The following is a 14589-nucleotide window of genomic DNA, read 5'->3' on the forward strand; positions in this document are numbered from 1 at the left end:
CTATGAATACCTATCATATCAATAAAGGAATAGGAAGGACGGTAGAGTTCAAGGGACTTAAAGCGCAATACCTCTTTATCTTCAGTGGAGGACTCTTAGGAATATTGATCTGTATCATGGTTATGTATATGGCAGGCGTCAATACCTATCTGTGTTTAATTCTCGGAGGATTCAGCAGTGGACTTCTTACCTGGCAGACTTTCGCACTGAATAGAAAATACGGGGAACATGGTCTGATGAAATTAGGCGCACACAAGAAGCATCCAAAATACATCATCAGTCGAAAGAGTATTTATCGGTATCTGAAAATTAACCGTAAAAGAACAAACATATGAGAAATTCTTCCAAAGCAGCAACCTTGGAAAGTAAATTTCCACTGCTTGCGATTGAAAATGATTGTATCATTTCAAAAGACGCTGATGTTACGGTTTGCTTTAAGGTCAGACTCCCCGAACTGTTTACTGTCGCTTCCGCTGAGTATGAAGCCATGCATTCCGCTTGGTTTAAAGCGATTAAAACACTCCCGGATTTCACCATCGTTCACAAACAGGACTGGTTTATGAAAGAAAACTACAATCCTGATTTGTCACAAGAAGACCAGAGTTTTCTTTCCAAATCATTTGAAAGGCATTTCAATGAGAGGCCCTTTTTAAATCATTACTGCTACCTGTTTATCACAAAAACAAGTAAGGAGAGAATGCGGATGCAGAGCAACTTTTCATCACTCTGTAAAGGAAAACTGATTCCAAAAGAGATTAAAGACAAAGAAGTCATTGGTCGTTTTCTTGAAGCGGTCGATCAGCTGGAGCGGATTATCAATGACAGCGGTTATATCCATTTGGAAAGGATCACAGAAGATGAAATAGCTGGAACTTCCGAGAGGTCAGGACTACTGGAACAGTATCTGACTCTATCCCGTGAAACCCATCCGTCATTGCAGGACATCAAATTAGGCTCAGAAGAAATGAGAATTGGTAACAACCGGATTAGTATGCATACCTTATCGGATACGGAGGATTTGCCAGGTACTGTTTCATCACACAGCCGTTATGAAAAGTTAAGCACCGATCGCACCGACTGCCTTCTGTCATTTGCTTCTCCGGTGGGACTTCTGCTAAGCTGTAATCATATTTATAATCAATATTTATTTATTGACAACAGTGATGAGAACCTCCGCCAGTTTGAAAAATCTGCAAGGAATATGCATTCGCTTGCGAGATACAGTAGAGCGAATCAGATCAATAAGGAATGGATTGAAAAGTATTTAAATGAAGCACATTCTTATGGTCTGCAATCTGTTCGTGCTCATTTTAATGTGATGTCATGGTCTGACAATCCTAATGAGCTCAAACAATTAAAAAATGATACAGGTAGTGCGCTAGCCTTGATGGAATGTAAGCCCCGTCATAATACCACGGATACAGCTACTTTATATTGGGCAGGAATTCCCGGTAATGCAGGCGATTTTCCTAGTGAAGAGAGTTTTTACACATTCATAGAACCTGCTTTGTGTTTTTTCACAGAAGAGACCAACTATCAGGATTCACCATCACCTTTTGGGATCAAGATGGCTGATCGCCTGACTGGAAAGCCTATTCATCTGGATATTTCAGATCTGCCGATGAAACAGGGAATTATAACCAATAGAAATAAGTTCATCCTTGGTCCTTCAGGAAGTGGGAAATCTTTCTTTACCAACCATATGGTACGACAGTACTATGAGCAGGGAGCGCATGTCCTTCTTGTAGATACCGGAAATTCCTACCAGGGATTATGTGAACTCATTAAAGGAAAGACCAAAGGAGAGGACGGGGTTTATTTTACTTATACCGAGGACAATCCTATCGCTTTCAATCCATTCTATACTGATGACGGCGTTTTTGACATTGAAAAAAGGGAGAGTATAAAAACCTTGATTCTGACCCTGTGGAAAAGAGACGATGAACCACCAACCCGTTCAGAGGAAGTGGCACTCTCCAATGCAGTCAGCGGATATATCGAAAGAATTAAAACCGATGACCAGCATCCTTCTTTCAACGGATTCTATGAGTACGTCAAAGATGATTATCAGAAAGTATTGGAGCAAAAGAAAGTCAGGGAAAAAGACTTTGATATTGCCAACTTTCTTAATGTGCTGGAACCTTACTACAGAGGAGGTGAATATGACTATCTGCTCAATTCAGAAAAGCAGCTGGACTTATTATCCAAACGTTTCATCGTTTTTGAAATCGATGCAATCAAAGATCATAAGATCCTATTTCCGATTGTGACCATCATCATTATGGAAGTTTTCATCAATAAGATGAGGAGACTCAAAGGTATCAGAAAGCTCATCCTCATTGAAGAAGCCTGGAAAGCCATTGCCAAGGAGGGGATGGCTGAGTATATCAAGTACCTGTTCAAGACCGTCAGGAAATTTTTCGGAGAAGCCATAGTGGTAACTCAGGAAGTTGATGATATCATTCAGTCACCGATTGTGAAAGAAAGTATCATTAATAATTCGGATTGTAAGATTCTTCTTGACCAAAGGAAGTATATGAACAAGTTCGATGATATTCAGGCGATGCTGGGATTAACCGACAAAGAAAAGTCTCAAGTTTTGTCCATCAATATGAATAACGATCCGAGAAGATTGTATAAAGAAGTTTGGATTGGACTGGGTGGAACACACTCTGCAGTCTATGCGACCGAGGTATCTACCGAAGAATATCTGGCTTATACCACTGAAGAAACAGAAAAGATGGAAGTGATGAATCTTGCATCAGAACTTGATGGCAATGTCGAACATGCCATCAAGCGGATTTCTCTCAAGAGAATAAAACCGAACACAAAAGAAAATTAAATCATTTAAAAATTTACAGCAATGAAACAATTAATCATCAAAACATTGATGGTAGCATTATTCGCTACCTTCACCTATACAAAAGCACAATTTGTCGTGACCGATCCAGCCAACTTAGCGTCAGGCATATTAAACTCAGCCAATGAAATTGTGCAGACCTCATCGACGGTATCTAATGTGATAAAGAACTTTAATGAAGTTAAGAAAGTCTATGAACAGGGAAAAGAGTACTATGACCAGCTGAAAGCCATCAACAATCTCGTTAAGAATGCCAGAAAAGTACAGCAGACCGTTCTTTTGGTAGGCGATGTTTCTGAAATGTACGTGAACAATTTCGGTAAAATGCTGAATGACCCCAATTTTAATACTCAGGAATTAGCTTCCATTGCCAATGGTTATTCTGCGCTTCTTACGGAGAGCACGGAGCTATTGAAAGAACTCAAAGAGATCATCACTTCTAACGGTCTTTCTCTGAATGATAAAGAAAGGATGGATGTTGTTGACCGGGTTTATAAAGAGGTTAAAGCGTATCATAATCTGGTACGATACTATACCAATAAAAATATTTCGGTCAGTTATCTCAGAGCAAAAAAACAGAACAATACCCAAAGGGTGCTGGATCTTTACGGAACCTCCAATCAAAAATACTGGTAAGATGGAACCGAATAACTTACACGAAGTACTTCGTTCCGTTTATGAGGAAATGATGCCGATGTGCGCTGATATGGCTGCGGTAGCAAAAGGAGTAGCCGGATTAGGCGCTTTATTCTATGTAGCGCTAAAAGTCTGGCAGTCATTGAGTCGTGCAGAATCGATTGATTTGTTTCCCATGCTGAGACCTTTTGCCATAGGCATCTGCATTATGTTTTTTACCACATTGGTTTTAGGAAGTCTTAATGGGGTAATGAGTCCCATCGTTCAGGGAAGCCATTCAATGCTGGAGAATCAGGTCTTGGATATGAACGAGCTGCAACAGAAAAAGGATCTTTTAGAACGAGAAGCGATGCTCAGGAATCCGGAGATGGCTTATCTTATTTCAAACGAAGAATTTGACAAGAAGCTGGAAGAGCTCGGATGGTCACCATCGGATCTGGTCACGATGTCCGGAATGTATATTGAACGAGAAATGTTTGCCATCAAGAAAGATATCAGAGATGGTTTCCGTGAGTTTCTTGAAATTCTGTTTCAATCGGCAGCCTTAGTTATTGATACCATCAGAACCTTCTTTCTGATTGTCCTTTCAATATTAGGACCTATCGCATTTGCCATTTCTGTATGGGATGGTTTCCAAACAACTTTAACCCAGTGGCTGACCAGGTACGTTAGTGTTTACCTATGGCTTCCTGTTGCTGATATTTTCAGTGCCATTCTTGCCAAGATACAAACCTTGATCTTAGAACGGGATATCGAGATGCTCGCAGATCCCACCTTTATTCCTGATACTTCCAATACGGTATACATCATCTATATGGTGATTGGGATCATAGGTTATTTTACGGTGCCAACGGTGACTGGCTGGGTAATTCAGGCAGGAGGTGCAGGCAACTTTATGCGTAATGTGAACCAGACTGCCACGAAATCAGGTAATGTCGCAGGAGCGGCAGTAGGTTCTGCAACAGGAAATATTTCGGGAAGATTATTAAAATAAAAATTACTGTTCTATGGAATTTAAAACGTTAAGAAATATTGAGAGCAGCTTCAAGCAGATCCGTTTGTTTACATTCGTTTTTGCGGTGTTGTGTTTTGGAGTAGTAGGTGTAGTTGTCTTTAAATCCTACCAGTTTGCCGAAGAGCAGCGTCAAAAGATCTATGTGCTGGATAACGGCAAATCATTAATGGTAGCGCTATCTCAGGATATGTCGATCAACAGACCTGTAGAAGCAAGAGAGCATGTGAGACGATTTCACGAATTATTCTTCACCATTGCCCCAGATAAGAATGCTATTGAAAGTAATGTCAAAAGGGCTTTCAATTTGGCTGATCAATCCGCATTCAATTACTATAAAGACCTTCAGGAAAAAGGTTACTATAACAGAATCATTTCAGGTAATATCCAGCAGAGAGTTGAGGTAGACAGTGTCGTTGCCAACTTTGATAGTTACCCTTATGACGTAAAAACTTATGCAAGACAATTCATTATCAGGTCCAGCAATCTTACCATCAGGAATTTAATTACCAACTGTTCATTGGTTAATTCTGTACGGTCTGACAGCAATCCTCAGGGATTTATCATTGAAAAATTCAACGTGCTTGAAAATAGAGATGTCGAAACTGTTGAACGCTAATAAGACCGATATGAAAAAACTAAGAGATACACTCGAAAATTATGTTGTAAAGATTGATACACACTGGAAATCTCTTCCGGTAGATCGACAAAAATTCCTGACCAAGGTTTTCTTTGGTGGTTATGTTTTGATAACCGTCATCGTCATTGTCAATATCTGTATTTCTACAGGTCAAAGAAGTAATACCATTTCTATCAATCATATTGACGGCATTTCTAAGAAAACTATCGAAAAAGGATCGACGCATAATGAAATAGTAAACTCATCCACTAAAAAATAGAATATGAAAGATTCAGAGAAAATTAGAGTGACAGAAAATGATCTCTCCCAAAATTCTAACGGAGTGAATGATCATCCCAAGGCTCAATGGGAAAGATTAAAGAAACCTTTCATCTACTTTTTGATGGCTGCTGTATGTGCATCTTGCTTTTATCTCATCTTTAAGCCCAAAACCGATCATACCATTATTGAAGAGGCTGGCTTTAATGCAGCTATTCCACAGGCAAAAGACGGTCAATTGCAGTCTGATAAGCAAAAGGCTTATGAGCAGCAGTTATTAGAGCAAAAGAATGAAGAAAAGAGAAATTCAATAACAACTTTATCAGATTACTGGAATGACCAGAACGGTGTAAACTATAATAGCAACCCACCTTCTTCAACATCCACTAAAAGTGTACTTCAGCAATCTGATCAGAATGCTCTGAACAGTTATCGAAATGCACAGCAGAACTTAAGCTCATTCTATAATCGGGATAATCAGGAGGTCAATAACTTAAGGAAAGAAATTTCAAGGCTAAAGAATGAGTCAATGCAAAATCATGCTGTTCCTGCGGGTCTGGGAATGAACGACCAGTTAGAGCTCATGGAAAAATCGTATCAAATGGCTGCTAAGTATCTTCCAACGACGCCAAAGCAGGAAAAACCAGCAGGAAAAGAAGAGATCGAAAAGTCAACGGAAAAGAAGGTTAAACTGACTTCAGCAATACCGGTACGTTCCAATGTTGTTTCCTCATTATACAGAGACCAGTCGGATAGTGCTTTTGTCGCAGGTTTGAATCAGAATAGATTTTATGACAGTCAAAATGATTCAGAAAACTCGGTTCAAACAAAAAACGCAATAAGAGGTGTGGTCTATGAAACTAAGACTTTGGTCAACGAAAGTACATTATCTATAAGGCTTTCAGAAGCGATGAAAGTCGGACGAGCTGAAATTCCAATTGGGAGTTTACTGATTGCTGTAAGCAAATTTCAGGGTGGGAGGCTTCAGTTAAAAATATCTTCCATTCAATCTCAAGGTAATATCTATCCTGTAGAAATCAATGTTTATGACACTGACGGTCAGATGGGATTGTATGTTCCTTATTCCGCGGAGCAGAATGCGGTAAGCGATATTGTAGCTAATATGAGCCAGACTTCAGGCACCAATATTATGATGACCCAATCTGCAGGGCAGCAGATTGCAGCTGATCTGAGCAGGGGAGTAGTACAGGGGCTGTCTGGTTATTTTCAGAAGAGAGTCAGACAATTGAAAGTAACTGTAAAAGCTGGCCATCAAGTTTTACTCTTACCCAAAAATAACTAATCAAAAAAAATAAAAATGAATACACAAAAGAGTCATTATATTCTCATTATGCTATTACTTCTATTAGTAAGCAAGGCATTTGGGCAGGATTCTGTGACAACTTATATTTCCTTGGAACAGGCAAAATTGGACCCTTTCCGGATTAACGTCACCTACAATAAAACAAGTCATCTGATATTCCCCTCATCAATACGATATGTTGATCTGGGAAGTGACCTCTTGGTTGCCAATAAGGCAGAGCCTATAGGAAACGTTCTTCGTGTTAAGTCAGCTGTCAGGGATTTTGAAGAGGAAACTAATTTTTCGGTCATTACTGAAGATGGAAAATTTTACAGTTTTGATGCATCCTACAGTTCTTATCCGGAAATACTCAGCTATGATTTAGTAAAACTTCAGAGAGGTATGGAGCGACAGTATGCTGATGTATTATTTGAAGATCTTAAAGGAAGCTCAACATCTTTCACTTGGCTCATTATGGAAAATCTTTACAGGAAAAGCAACAGAATTATTAAACATATTGTTTCAAAAAGCTATGGAATTGAGTTTTCAGTCAGAGCACTGCACGTTAATGACAGCAAGTTTTATTTCACATTGCAGGTTAAGAATCAAAGTAATGTGGGGTATGCTATTGAATGGGTCAATTTTAAAATTGTCGATAAAAAGAACTTAAAGCGAACGGTCGTTCAGGATAAGATTTTAGAGAAGGTTCGTACCTATTTCCCGGAAAGGATAATAGCTGATCATTCAGACAGTAAAGGGATTTATATGCTTGATCAGTTTACACTCTTAAAAGATCAGGTTTTGGAGATTGAAATTCTGGAAAAGAATGGGGGAAGGCATCTGAAAGTACAGCTTGAAAATGAAGATATTGTTCATGCAAGATTGATAAACAGTTTAACCATTAAAACGGAGTAAGATGCACAAAATATTTTTAACAGTCATCTTAACGATGATAATGGGTAGCAAAATATTTGCTCAACAGATGATTCCCAAGCAAATTGGTGTTGAATTTACCTATTCAGTATTTCCAAAATCTCCAGAAAAACAAAATTATATGTTAAGTACTGGGCTTGTTTCTTACTCGAAGAATGGTAATTACTTCTTTGGACTAACAGAATTTAGCAGAAAATATTATAAATACACTAGCTGCGATATTCCGATAGATACATTCCTGCTGAGTGGTGGTTACAGTTTTTATCTATGGGGAGACTTCATGCGAAATGTCAATTTTAATCTGGGAATTGGAGGTCTTGTTGGTTACGAGCAGATTAATAGAGGTGATGAATTGTTGTATGATGGATCAAAGCTTAACTCTACAGGTAATTTTATTTATGGGACGAACGGTAAGCTGTCTATTGAAAGCTATCTGACTGAGCATTTAGTTTTCCTGGTCAACGGGCAACTTCGCTTTTTGAAAAATAGTCAAATGGTTAATTTTCACTCTCTGCTGGGGGTAGGAATAAGATATAATTTCTAAAAATAATGAAAAATGAAAAATATAATTAATACAGCTAAAATACAACTAAAGTGTTTCTTGCTACTATTTGTGATTGGACTATTTGTACAATCATGTGAGAAAGATGATTTGGAAATTCAGCAGAATTATCCTTTTAAGGTGTCGGTTATGCCTGTTCCTAAGGATATCGCTAAAGATGAGTATGTGGAGATCCGTATCAAAATTATTCCTGAAGGTAATTTTGCTGACACCAAATATTATCTTCGATATTTTCAGTTTGAGGGAGCAGGAAAGCTGCAGTATTATAACACTCAACCTTACTTTCCTAATGATATTTATCCTCTTTATGAGAAAGAGTTCAGATTGTATTATACTTCAACCTCTGAAGTTTCACAATCATTTACGGTATGGCTCTCAGACAGTTTTGGAAATGAGGAGAAAATTGAATTTCAATTCAACAACAAAAAGCTAAACGGATAAATACTATTTCTTTAGCTTACAAATATATATTTCCACTTCAAATAAAACCATCTAATTTGAGAAGCATTGTTTAGTATTTGCGGAAAGATGGTTGGCCTCCTAAAGGACAAGCATCTTTCCGCGACGCCACAAGAATCCAGAACGGGAACCGGCTCTGGATTCTTATTTTTAGAAATTTAAGTCCCTTATAAAATACCTTCATTGGAGAAAGAGAAGGAGTCGGTTGAAGTTATTATACAATGATCAAGCATGTTAATATTTAATAGTTGGGCAGCCTCCTTTATTTTTTGTGTAATGTTTATGTCTTCGCGAGAAGGTGTAAGGTTTCCGGAAGGATGGTTATGGGCTATAATAAATGATACGGCATTACATAATAGAGCTCCCTGCATGATGATTCTGATGTCAACAAGAGAAGAGGTAATTCCAGATTCTGATATTTTTTGTATTCCTAAGACCTTGTTAGCCTGATTCATATACATTGAGTAAAATGACTCTCTGTAGTCGATCTGATCTGCATCAAAATGTTCCCTGAAAATATCTGTAGCATCCTGGGAGTTCAGTACTTTTTTTTCAGCATTTCCTTTTCTTGTGTAGATCAATTTGATCTCATTTACGATATTATATTTCATTGTTATTGCTCTGAGTACGGCAGAGCCTTTTGTTTCCCGTACTTAAGTTAAAACAGCATTTATTTAAAAACATCTTTGAACTGTTATGTGTCTTTTTTAGATCAAAAGCCTTTTCAATCTCTTCTCCGTCCTATTTCTTAAAAGCCTTTCAGGCTTCGCTGAATATTTTTCAAAAGAAAAACCGGAAAAAAGAAAGCAGATATGAAGTGTTGACAAAGAATAAAACCAAAAGGAAACGGAATAATTGGAGGGTACCTTTAGGGAGGAAACAGTTTATGCCGTAGTCTTTTGGTTGGATTAGCAAGACGGCTGGCAACAATACCTTAGCTGCCTTTTTACCGGTTTATTATGGAAAATGTTTCATGTAATAGCAGTCAATAACCTGTTTTTGTATATGAAATGAATGTTTAAATTAACAATGTTGATTTTATTTGTATTTTAGTTGAATCTAAGAATGATGAATTTCTTTGCATCAATTTTCTCTTGTTGCACCTAAAAAATAAATTTAAACGTAATCACATCTTTTATAAATAAAAATTTTTTCCGCCTGATGGTTGACGTTAAGTGTTTCGTTTGATTTTACATCTTTCAAGCGTTAGACGTTTATATTTAAAAGCCAAATACATCGCATAAGTGTCTGGGTTTAATTTCAGAACAGTTGTCCAATACTTTTATTAAAAAAGTATTGGTATGGAGAAGAAAGTTGAAATTAGTAACATTACCATAGAGGAGATTATCAAGATTTTTAAAGAAGAGGAGGGAATTGAATTGAGCATTGAGGAGGCGAAAGATATTTTAAGCTTTCTGACGATGCTCTTAAAAATTACCATTAAGAGTTTTTTAGAACAATAATATTTTCTAAGATTTATATATGAAAAAAGCCGATTTATATATCCGTGTGTCAACTGATGAGCAGGCAGATAAGGGATACTCGCAAAGAGATCAGGAGGAACGATTAAAACGTTATTGTGAAAACAATAACATTAAAGTAGGTCAAATCATTTATGAAGATTACTCAGCTAAGACTTTTATCAGGCCAGAGTGGATTAAATTACTGGATACGCTAAAGAAAAAAAGCTCAAAAACGGATCTGCTGCTTTTTACAAAATGGGATCGCTTCAGCAGGAACGCTGGCGATGCGTATCAAATGATTAACATACTTAGGAAAATTAACGTTGAACCGCAGGCCATTGAGCAACCTTTAGATCTTTCAATTCCTGAAAATAAAATGATGCTGGCTATATATCTTGCTGCACCGGAAGTTGAAAACGACAGGCGCGCTCTGAATACTTATTATGGAATGCGCCGTGCTAAAAAAGAAGGCAGATTAATGGGAAGGGCACCTTATGGCTACGCTAACAGAATAACGGAGAACGGGAAAAAGTATGTAATCCCGAAGGAACCGGAAGCTTCCAATATGAAATGGGCATTTAATGAAATGTCCAAAGGCGTTTATTCAGCGAGCCAAATCATGGATATGATGAACAGAAAAGATGGAAAGTCAGTTAAGATAAGTGCCTTTCTTGCAAGTTTACGCAATACCGCATATTGCGGGAAAATTTACGTGGAGCAATTCAATGAAGAGGAGGCTCATTTTGTTAAAAGTATTCATGAACCTTTGATCAGTGAAGAACTATTCGAAAAAGTTCAATGTATAATGGATGGAAATGTGAATCCAGCCAGACCTAATGTAAAAGTACTGTCTGACGATAATTTGCCATTAAGAGGTTTCCTTGTGTGTCCGGAATGTGGTCATTTGATTACAGGCAGTGCCTCTACGGGACGTTCTGGAAATAAATATTATTACTATCATTGCCAGTCACCGTGTTCATACCGTTACAAATCTGAGATTATTAATTCTAAATTTTTAGAAATATTGCAGTCATTGGAAATGCGCGCATCTATAAAAAATTATTTGAAAAAAGTGTTGAGGCAAAATTTTGAAAAATTAATCAATAATCCCCAAAGAGAGAGGAAAGCAATTCTATTAGAAATAGATCGTTTAAACAACAGATTGAAACAGGCAAGAAATAAACTAATGGAGGAGGTAATTGATGATGAAGATTATCTTGAAATTAAGACCGACTGTAAAGTACAAATTGAAAAGCTTGAAGTTAAATTAACTAAAGGAAAAGATAATAAGAAAATAGATTTTCAAAAACTACTAGACCAAGCATTATCGAACCTAGTAAACCTTGCGAAAGTCTATACTGATGGGGATATCGAGGTAAAACGTAAAATAATTGGTTCGATATTTCCTGAAAAATTGCAATTTTCAGAAAATCATTATCGAACCACCCGACCCAATGTTTTGCTCTCTTATATATACCAGATAAACAATGAGTTAGGTGCGAAAAAAAACCGGAAAGAAAGTGAATTATCACCTCTTTCCGGTCTTGTACCCAGGACCGGGATCGAACCGGTACTCCTAAGAACTGGTGTTTGAGACCAGCGCGTCTACCAATTCCGCCACCTGGGCTTGATGTTGATTTCAAACGTGATGTTTGTTTCAAATTGGTGTGCAAATATAGGAACTTTTTTCAATGTTCAAAAGGTTTTTGAAGAAAAATTTTTAAAAACTGAGTTCCAAACCATCGTGGGCAAGGTGAATTCCATCCGGAAGCTCCTTATCTTCAATGTCATGCAGTCCAAGATGATGGCTGATGTGGGTTAGAAATAATTTTTTAGGTTTGAGCTCTTCGAACAATTTAATAACATCGGGAAGAATAAAATGGGCAGGATGAGGATCAAATTTTCTGATACAGTTTAAGATCAGAACATCCAGATCTTTCAGTTTTTCCTTCTCTGTTTCGGAAATAAATCCCGCATCTGTAATGTAGGCAAGCTTTTTAAACTTATATCCGAACACAGTAATTTTATAGTGAATCACTTCTACAGGGGTGATTTCAGTATCCAATACCTCAAAAGGTTTGTTTTCAATCTCGTGAAGTTCAAAAGCAGGTGCGCCGGGGTACCTCACATCAGCAAAAGCGTATGGAAACCTGTTTTTTATTTCGTGAGCCACCCTTGAGTAGCAGTAGAGCGGAACATCTTTTCCGCTTTTAAAAATTAGTGGCCGCATATCATCCAATCCGATGACGTGATCATTGTGCTCATGGGTAATCAATGCAATGTCTACAGTGTGTTCGTGGTTGGTAAGCATTTGCTGCCTGAAATCCGGACCGCAGTCGATCAGTATTTTTTTATTTTCCTCCGTAGTAACCATCACGGAAGAACGTAAACGTTTATCTTTGGGATTTTCTGAAGTACACACTTCACATGTGCAGCCTATAACAGGTACACCTTGAGAAGTACCGGTTCCTAAAAATTTCAACTTCATTTTGTTTTGAGGTTGGTTTAATTTTGGTAAATTTACAAAAAATTTCATGTCCTAATGTATCAGAAACTAACTCCTAAACAAAAAGCATTAACAATTAATCTAGATCCTACTATTTATGGTACTTTCGCAGAAATTGGAGCAGGGCAGGAGACTGTTCGCCACTTTTTTAGAGCAGGGGGAGCTTCCGGTACGATTGCTAAGGCAATGTCTGCTTATGACAAAGATTTTAGTGATGCCATCTACGGAAAAGAAGTAAAAAACAGGTACGTTACCCAGAACAGACTTCGTAAAATGCTTCGGTATGAAGTCGCTTTGATTGAAGAGAGAATTTCAAGAGATAATAATCCGGATAGAAAATTCTTTTCTTATGCCAATACAGTAACAACCATCAATTTTGATAAGACTGTAAAAGGCCACGGCTGGGTAGGAATCCGTTTTCAGACCAAAGAAAATGAAGATTACAATGAGATCGTTATCCATGTAAAATTCAAGGAAAATGACGCTACTCTTCAGCAGGAAACTTTAGGTAACCTTGGTGTAAACCTTATTTTCGGAGCTTTCAATTACTTTGATAACCCAAGAACTTTAGTAGAATCTCTATACGATGATATCGCAAAAGATAACCTGGAGATTGATATGATCGATTTCAGCGGACCGGCTTTTGCCTATGTAGATAACAGACTGATGTCCCTTCAGCTAGTGAAAAACGGAATGACTGATGCTGTTATTTTCAATTCACAGGGGAACAACATGCTGCCGGCAGACGTATTATACAAGAAAAATATTTTTGCGGTAAGAGGGAGCTTCAGACCGGTAACGAAAGTAAACATTGACATGCTTAAAAACGGGATGGATATGTTTTTCAAAGATGCCACCTGTACCCATGAAGAAACAGAAGTCCTTATCGAAATCACCATTTCCAACCTGAGGGCAGACGGGGATATTGATGAAAGAGATTTCCTTGACAGAGTGGATATTTTAGGCAAACTGGGATATACTGTTATTATTTCAAACTTCTCTGAATACTACAGACTGATTGATTATTTTGCGTCTTATACAAGCGGGGATATCGGGGTAGCAATGGGTGTAAATAACCTGTTGATGGTATTCGATGAGAAATATTATAAAAATCTGTCAGGAGGAATTCTGGAAGCATTCGGAAAGTTTTTCAGAAACGGAATGAGGGTTTACCTGTATCCTTATAAAGATCCGGAAACACATCAGCTGCTGGATTCTTCAAACCTAAAAGTAGAAGAAAATCTGAAAGAATTATACAAATATTTCAAACACAACAACCGTATTGTAGATATTACCAATTATAATCCGGAGTTTTTGGAAATTTACTCAAGAGAGATACTGAGAAAAATTGCATGTTGTGTGAAAGGCTGGGAAACTCAGGTTCCGGATGGCGTAGCAGAAATGATTAAAGAGCGTGGAATGTTCGGATATAAAGAAGAGCTTTCCCTAAAACAATTCTCTTAAAATATATATACAATGTCAGAATTAAAGAAAAGACTTTCCTCAATTCTTGAAAGTCCAAAACATAATACAGAAGAAAAGCTTGAAAAGGTATGCCACCTGTTGGATCAGGAGATTTCCTACTTCAACTGGACAGGTTTCTATTTCAAAAACGGAGATAAGGACGAGTTGATTTTAGGCCCTTACGTAGGTGCCCCTACAGATCATACTATCATCCCTTACGGAAAAGGAATTTGCGGTCAGGTTGCGGTTTCCAATGAAACTTTTGTGGTTCCGGATGTACATGAAGAAAGCAATTATTTAAGCTGCTCTATCGATACAAAGGCAGAAATCGTAGTTCCTATTTTTAAGGATGGAAAAAATATCGGTCAGATCGATATTGATTCTCATACCATTGATCCGTTTACCAACGAAGACCGTGAATTGCTGGAATGGCTTTGTGGGGAAGTAGCCAAAATTTTGTAATTCAGTTTCAAAATGATATAATATAAACTCC

At 37.6% G+C, this 14589-nt stretch carries 16 protein-coding genes and 1 tRNA gene; 14 read left to right on the plus strand and 3 right to left on the minus strand.

The window, feature by feature from the left end; all coding sequences use genetic code 11:
• The first annotated feature begins 2 nt into the window (after window positions 1-2).
• From EL165_RS24260 to EL165_RS24305, 10 genes are read left to right on the plus strand one after another with little or no spacing between them, the layout of a single operon-like run.
• The gene (locus EL165_RS24260; RefSeq protein ID WP_034692366.1) at window positions 3-335 is read left to right on the plus strand and encodes a DUF4133 domain-containing protein; all 333 of its coding nucleotides are present in this window, start codon (window positions 3-5) and stop codon (window positions 333-335) included.
• Window positions 332-2842 carry a TraG family conjugative transposon ATPase gene (locus EL165_RS24265; RefSeq protein ID WP_002980934.1) on the plus strand — a complete coding sequence of 837 codons (2511 nt, stop codon included), beginning with the start codon at window positions 332-334 and terminating at the stop codon, window positions 2840-2842. Before EL165_RS24260 ends, EL165_RS24265 begins: the two co-directional genes overlap by 4 nt.
• 21 nt (window positions 2843-2863) lie before the next feature.
• A complete protein-coding gene (locus EL165_RS24270) occupies window positions 2864-3496 on the plus strand; it encodes a DUF4141 domain-containing protein (RefSeq protein WP_002980933.1) in 633 nt (210 codons plus the stop codon).
• Between the two features lies 1 nt (window position 3497).
• Entirely contained in the window at window positions 3498-4490 is a 993-nt protein-coding gene (gene traJ / locus EL165_RS24275) for a conjugative transposon protein TraJ (protein ID WP_002980932.1), read from the plus strand.
• 13 nt (window positions 4491-4503) lie between these two features.
• A complete protein-coding gene (gene traK / locus EL165_RS24280) occupies window positions 4504-5127 on the plus strand; it encodes a conjugative transposon protein TraK (RefSeq protein WP_002980931.1) in 624 nt (207 codons plus the stop codon).
• Window positions 5128-5137: 10 nt separating this feature from the next.
• Window positions 5138-5407, plus strand: a complete 270-nt coding sequence (locus tag EL165_RS24285) for a hypothetical protein (protein WP_228370541.1) — start codon at window positions 5138-5140, stop codon at window positions 5405-5407.
• A 3-nt stretch (window positions 5408-5410) separates the two neighbouring features.
• Complete coding sequence (traM, locus tag EL165_RS24290; RefSeq protein ID WP_002980929.1) at window positions 5411-6709, plus strand: conjugative transposon protein TraM; 1299 nt, start codon at window positions 5411-5413, stop codon at window positions 6707-6709.
• Window positions 6710-6724: 15 nt separating this feature from the next.
• On the plus strand, window positions 6725-7624 hold the full coding sequence (traN, locus tag EL165_RS24295) for a conjugative transposon protein TraN (RefSeq protein ID WP_002980928.1): 900 nt from the start codon (window positions 6725-6727) through the stop codon (window positions 7622-7624).
• A gap of 1 nt (window position 7625) precedes the next feature.
• Entirely contained in the window at window positions 7626-8186 is a 561-nt protein-coding gene (locus tag EL165_RS24300; RefSeq protein WP_002980927.1) for a conjugal transfer protein TraO, read from the plus strand.
• A 12-nt stretch (window positions 8187-8198) separates the two neighbouring features.
• Window positions 8199-8645 (plus strand): DUF3872 domain-containing protein, encoded by a 447-nt coding sequence (locus EL165_RS24305; RefSeq protein WP_002980926.1) that lies wholly within the window; start codon window positions 8199-8201, stop codon window positions 8643-8645.
• A gap of 185 nt (window positions 8646-8830) precedes the next feature.
• Here the strand turns inward: EL165_RS24305 and EL165_RS24310 are convergent, their stop codons facing one another.
• The gene (locus tag EL165_RS24310; RefSeq protein WP_002980925.1) at window positions 8831-9274 is read right to left on the minus strand and encodes a JAB domain-containing protein; all 444 of its coding nucleotides are present in this window, start codon (window positions 9272-9274) and stop codon (window positions 8831-8833) included.
• A 690-nt stretch (window positions 9275-9964) separates the two neighbouring features.
• Between EL165_RS24310 and EL165_RS26000 the strand changes: the two genes are divergently transcribed.
• On the plus strand, window positions 9965-10126 hold the full coding sequence (locus EL165_RS26000; protein ID WP_002980924.1) for a hypothetical protein: 162 nt from the start codon (window positions 9965-9967) through the stop codon (window positions 10124-10126).
• A 19-nt stretch (window positions 10127-10145) separates the two neighbouring features.
• The gene (locus EL165_RS24315) at window positions 10146-11720 is read left to right on the plus strand and encodes a recombinase family protein (RefSeq protein WP_081457790.1); all 1575 of its coding nucleotides are present in this window, start codon (window positions 10146-10148) and stop codon (window positions 11718-11720) included.
• Here EL165_RS24315 and EL165_RS24320 read toward each other — a convergent pair.
• Both EL165_RS24320 and EL165_RS24325 read right to left on the minus strand, forming a co-directional pair.
• Window positions 11674-11753 (minus strand) — tRNA-Leu (locus EL165_RS24320). The two genes, EL165_RS24315 and EL165_RS24320, sit on opposite strands and share 47 nt — an antisense overlap.
• 93 nt (window positions 11754-11846) lie before the next feature.
• Window positions 11847-12614, minus strand: coding sequence for an MBL fold metallo-hydrolase (locus EL165_RS24325; RefSeq protein WP_041461864.1), 768 nt, complete (start codon window positions 12612-12614; stop codon window positions 11847-11849).
• 54 nt (window positions 12615-12668) lie between these two features.
• Between EL165_RS24325 and EL165_RS24330 the strand changes: the two genes are divergently transcribed.
• Window positions 12669-14096, plus strand: a complete 1428-nt coding sequence (locus EL165_RS24330; RefSeq protein ID WP_002980922.1) for a hypothetical protein — start codon at window positions 12669-12671, stop codon at window positions 14094-14096.
• Window positions 14097-14108: 12 nt separating this feature from the next.
• A complete protein-coding gene (locus tag EL165_RS24335) occupies window positions 14109-14558 on the plus strand; it encodes a GAF domain-containing protein (protein ID WP_002980921.1) in 450 nt (149 codons plus the stop codon).
• Window positions 14559-14589 lie beyond the last annotated feature (31 nt).

Origin of the sequence: Chryseobacterium gleum (assembly GCF_900636535.1) — a bacterium.
In the GTDB taxonomy this organism is placed as follows: Bacteria; Bacteroidota; Bacteroidia; order Flavobacteriales; family Weeksellaceae; genus Chryseobacterium; species Chryseobacterium gleum.